This is a genomic window from Algibacter pacificus, assembly GCF_008033385.1.
Classification (GTDB): Bacteria; Bacteroidota; Bacteroidia; order Flavobacteriales; family Flavobacteriaceae; genus Algibacter; species Algibacter pacificus.
Genome location: NZ_VOGY01000025.1, coordinates 1 through 4477 on the forward strand (window position 1 = coordinate 1; position 4477 = coordinate 4477).

The following is a 4477-nucleotide window of genomic DNA, read 5'->3' on the forward strand; positions in this document are numbered from 1 at the left end:
ACATATTTTAAATTCGCGTTTTCAAATTTGTTAATGGTTTGGTTATACAATAAATAATTATCGTAGTTTAAATCAATTTGCAACCCTTTTTTTGGAATTATAAAAGGCCCCATGTTATCATAAGTCCAATTTTTGTTAGGTAATTTTGCCAGCAACTTTCTGTCTGGTTTAAAAGTATCTAATATCAACTGAAAATTCTTAACACTTTCTATGTTTTTAATGATGTCTACTTCATTCTGAGATAATTTAGCTTTTAAAATATGCTCACTGCTACTTTTCATAAAATTAACATGACTCAAACCCTGTCCATTTAATATTTTACGAAAGGCCTTTTTCTCGGTTATTATTTCAAACTTATATTTATGTTTTTCAGTGTTAACTTTAAAAACTTTACTGTTAGTATACACTATGCCATTTTCTATATGCAACGTGTCACCAGAGATGGCCACACAGCGTTTTACTAAAATAAAGTCTTTTTCCCAAAGGGAGTTAAAAACGATAACATCTCTTTGTTTAATTGAAGCTGTGCCAGATAATCTTTTATAAAGCCACCAATACTCTTTAAAACGTTTTTTTGCGTTTCATTGAAATAGTACGCTATGTTTACCAAGGGAATATCAAAAGGCGAGCGTGGTAATTTTGGACCGTATTTTAGTTTATTAACTATAATGACATCATTGGGAAACAAAGCATTTTTCATGGAGGAACTAGGGATTTTATATACTCCAAAAACGAATATTTTTAAAACTAATATAAGTGAGATGAATAACAAAAATTCAAAAAACCTTTGAGTACTTTTTCTAAATAGTTATTTTTAATTAGAGCCAAAACTTTTGCAAACACTAGGTATATTACAAACAGGCTAGCTAAGGCTATAAACACCCAATATTCTCCAAAAATGAATACAAACAAAAGGAGAATCAATATAAAATAGCGTTTATTATTAATAGTATTCAAAACTATTTTTATGGAATTAAATTGCAAGTAACTTACTAGTCGACATTAAAAATAATTTATTGATCTCAGGAAACTCTTTTATATAGGTATGTGAATTAATAATACCCCCTTTTTTGTCAACTATTAAGAATGTTGGAGACAAAAACGGAATATCTTTAACCTTGATTACTGGATGTTTAAAATCAATTTTTTGGTCTAAAAACATATAGTCTCTTTCATCTTCATAAGACACTAAAAGTTGAATTTCGCCAACATTTTCTTTAATATAATCATTTACATCGACTAGTGCTTCATCAATACATGTTCCACAGGTTTTATCATTAAAATAAAATAATAAATTAAACTTTTGCTCCAATAATATACTTTTAATATCTATATTATAATCTGAAATATTCGTGTTTATTAAGTCTGCTGAATTCTTGGTCGCTGTTTTAATTTTTTCAGAAAATGATTCCTGATTATTATTATCTTTAAATTCAATTATATTTTTAAGTTTATTAATTTCATTTTTAAAATTAAAATATTTAATGGTGAATAAACTTATAATTATAAGAGAAAATATTAATAATAAATATGTTATATTTTTCGACATAATTTTTATTTCTATATTAATTGGCTTTATTTAAAATGAAAAATTTGTAATATTGGATTATCACTATATGTGATATCTTTCAATTTGTCTATTTTATTTTTTTTATTATCTAAAAAATAAGTTTTACTTTCAATAAATTCTGCACTATTAATAATGCCAATTAATTTATTGTTTCCAAAATTGGTTTTAACTAAATTTCCTGTAACTCCAGAAATATCATTAGCAAATACATTGTCAACCTGAATTTTGTCGTCTTTTTTTGAGTGATAAACTATTTTTGTATTACTATTATCGATAGGCCAAGTAGAAATTAACCAATCGTCTGTTTCGAAGATGGAATAGAAACCAATCCCTAGCTCTTTATTTTTTATTCGTCCCTTTTTATAATCATTAACTGTTTTTAGGTCTTGAAATTTATAAGTATATAGCTTTTTTAAGCTATCATTTTTGAATGAGTATAATGAGTTGTTCAAGTGGGATAAAAATCTTATTTCATTTTTATAACTGTACATTGGTGAAGAACCAAATAAGATATCTAAGTGCTTATCGAACTTTAAATATTGTTTTTCAAATTTACCATTTGTATTTATTTTCCATATTCCTGTTTTAGATCTTTGAAGTTCTCCATCATCAAATTCATTATTACATAAATACCCTCCATTAGTAGGTATTATATATCTTATTAAATCTATTCCAAGATGTTTATCTTTTAAAAATTCACCATTTAAACTATACTGAAATATTTTCCTAAGATTTGCGTCATAAATATGAATAATATCATTGTAAATAAAAAAATCTGAAATTTTAAGATATTCCCCTGGGCCTTTACCTATTTTTTTCAACTTGTTTATATAATCTCCCTTTTTTGAAAACCAGAATATAGTTTTTGTTTTTCTGTCATGAATATATAATCGATTTTTATGAGTTATAATTTTACCTATTTCACCAATAAGACAGGTGTTATTTGTTTCTAGTTGAATATATGTAATGGAGTCTAATAGTCTTGAGAATAGAACAGTTTTTTTTAAAAAACTATTATCAATACTAATTACGTTTTTGGCTAAGTCATTTTTTTTTGCTGGTTTGTTACAATTAAAAAAAAATAGGGGTAAAACCAAAAATGATACTATGTATTTTTTTTTCATGGATTATTAACTAAAGTTTAATGAGAAAAAGAGGACAATCAATTTTCTATTGTCCTCTTTTAAATTTAATTTATTAACAAAGATTTGTTGTTTCACTATTGAAGTTACATAATGTTGATGTGTTTGAAGACATACAGCACCATTCTATTACTGTATTTAGCGAGCGCTCAACTTCACCCTCTGCCGATGGGTTTACACTAATATTTACTGTTCCTTTATAAATTGTTGTACCACTAGAACCAATTTCAACAGGTAAGAATTCAGTTCCTCGATGCCAATCCCCCTCAACTACTGCTCCATTATTTCTTCTACCATCATGAACAACAGCACGTTTTCCTCCAACAGGAGGAGGGTTAGAAGCGTCCTCTGATGAATCTTGAGCATTTGCAATTAATTGAGATAGGTTAATACTAACGCTATTATCAGTGTTCGATAAAGTTAAATTCCCAAATACAGCTACAGCTATTAGAGTAGCTAAAATTATTTTTTTCATTTTATTATTCTTATTTATTAACAATCTTCGTCTTCACCCGCATTATCGCAAGCCGTGTTTTGGTTGAAATTAACGCAACAATCTACATAATGATATATTGGTCTTTGTACACTTGCTATTGAACTTGGACCAGGTAAATAATGAGTTGTTGTTCCACTTTGTTGTTTCACTGGTGCTAATCTATACCCATTTAAAATAATTGATCCCTCACCATTATTTCTTCTACCATCATTTCTTCTACCATCATGAACAACAGCACGTTTTCCTCCAACAGGAGGAGGGTTAGAAGCGTCCTCTGATGAATCCTGAGCATTTGCAATTAATTGAGATAGGTTAATACTAACGCTATTATCAGTGTTCGATAAAGTTAAATTCCCAAATACAGCTACAGCTAATAGAGTAACTAAAATTATTTTTTTCATTTTTTTTCATTTTTAAAATTTATGTATTTTTTTAAAGTCATCAAGGAAATATTACTTTTACAGAATATCAAATAATGTTTATCTTAAAACACTATTTAGCCTAAAAATTAAAGACTTCCTCTGGGTATTATTTTTATTTATGTCATAGGCATGAATTTTTAGTTAAACAATTTGTGATTATATTTTTTAACCTAATGCTCAGAGGTTTATTATTTTTATTGATTTCTCAAATTTAAAACCTCACAAGGACAAATTCTGACACTTTGCTATTTTTTTAGAAGATATTTACTATTTTTTCGGTAATGCATTATGGTTTTCCGTAATTCCTGTAGTTTAGTAGTGAGATTTACTAAGCATTAATTTATAGATTTAAAAAGTCTACTCAATCGGAATTTATCTTTAAAATTCGAGAACAACACACATTGTACCTTACCAATGATGTTTTGCTCTGGTAAAAAGCTCCATGCTCTAGAATCTGCAGTTGCTTTTCTATTATCACCCATCATAAAATAATAGTGTTTTTGAAAAGTATAAGCTGAAGCTATTTTGCCGTCAACATAAACCTTACCGTCAACATATTTTAAATTCGCGTTTTCAAATTTGTTAATGGTTTGGTTATACAATAAATAGTTGTCGTAGTTTAAATCAATTTGCAACCCTTTTTTTGGGATTATAAATGGCCCCATGTTATCATAAGTCCAATTTTTGTTGGGTAATTTTGCCAGCAACTTTCTGTCTGGTTTAAAAGTATCTAATATTGTAGGCTTCCCCTTTTTGTAGGCTTCCCCTTTTTAGGACACATTAAAGTTCGATAAATAATTATTATTTAGGTCAGATTTGATGAAGAATTTAAATTCTTCATCAAATC

Annotated in this window: 6 protein-coding genes and 2 pseudogenes; all 8 read right to left on the reverse strand. The window is 27.6% G+C overall.

Translation table 11 applies throughout. The features are described from left to right. Positions 1-281: pseudogene (locus FQU21_RS17770) on the reverse strand (hypothetical protein); the annotation flags it as partial. Between the two features lie 78 nt (positions 282-359). Beyond that, positions 360-449 (reverse strand): annotated as a pseudogene (locus FQU21_RS17885) (hypothetical protein); the annotation flags it as partial. Positions 450-460: 11 nt separating this feature from the next. Further along, positions 461-772 (reverse strand): S26 family signal peptidase, encoded by a 312-nt coding sequence (locus FQU21_RS17030; RefSeq protein WP_222708018.1) that lies wholly within the window; start codon positions 770-772, stop codon positions 461-463. Positions 773-973: 201 nt separating this feature from the next. Then, the gene (locus tag FQU21_RS17035) at positions 974-1549 is read right to left on the reverse strand and encodes a hypothetical protein (RefSeq protein WP_147679210.1); all 576 of its coding nucleotides are present in this window, start codon (positions 1547-1549) and stop codon (positions 974-976) included. 26 nt (positions 1550-1575) lie between these two features. Further along, complete coding sequence (locus FQU21_RS17040) at positions 1576-2694, reverse strand: 6-bladed beta-propeller (protein ID WP_147679211.1); 1119 nt, start codon at positions 2692-2694, stop codon at positions 1576-1578. Between the two features lie 73 nt (positions 2695-2767). Next, a complete protein-coding gene (locus tag FQU21_RS17045) occupies positions 2768-3187 on the reverse strand; it encodes a hypothetical protein (RefSeq protein ID WP_147679212.1) in 420 nt (139 codons plus the stop codon). A gap of 17 nt (positions 3188-3204) precedes the next feature. Beyond that, complete coding sequence (locus tag FQU21_RS17050; protein ID WP_147679213.1) at positions 3205-3609, reverse strand: hypothetical protein; 405 nt, start codon at positions 3607-3609, stop codon at positions 3205-3207. 356 nt (positions 3610-3965) lie between these two features. Then, positions 3966-4337: a S26 family signal peptidase gene (locus FQU21_RS17055; RefSeq protein ID WP_147679214.1), complete on the reverse strand. Its 372-nt coding sequence runs from the start codon at positions 4335-4337 to the stop codon at positions 3966-3968. Between the last annotated feature and the right edge of the window lie 140 nt (positions 4338-4477).

What these genes read in the sequence shown, in the direction of transcription:
- FQU21_RS17035 (WP_147679210.1), bottom strand. Translation starts at nt 1,549, where the DNA reads ATGTCGAAAAATATAACATATTTATTATTAATATTTTCTCTTATAATT.
- FQU21_RS17040 (WP_147679211.1), bottom strand. Translation starts at nt 2,694, where the DNA reads ATGAAAAAAAAATACATAGTATCATTTTTGGTTTTACCCCTATTTTTT.
- FQU21_RS17045 (WP_147679212.1), bottom strand. Translation starts at nt 3,187, where the DNA reads ATGAAAAAAATAATTTTAGCTACTCTAATAGCTGTAGCTGTATTTGGG.
- FQU21_RS17050 (WP_147679213.1), bottom strand. Translation starts at nt 3,609, where the DNA reads ATGAAAAAAATAATTTTAGTTACTCTATTAGCTGTAGCTGTATTTGGG.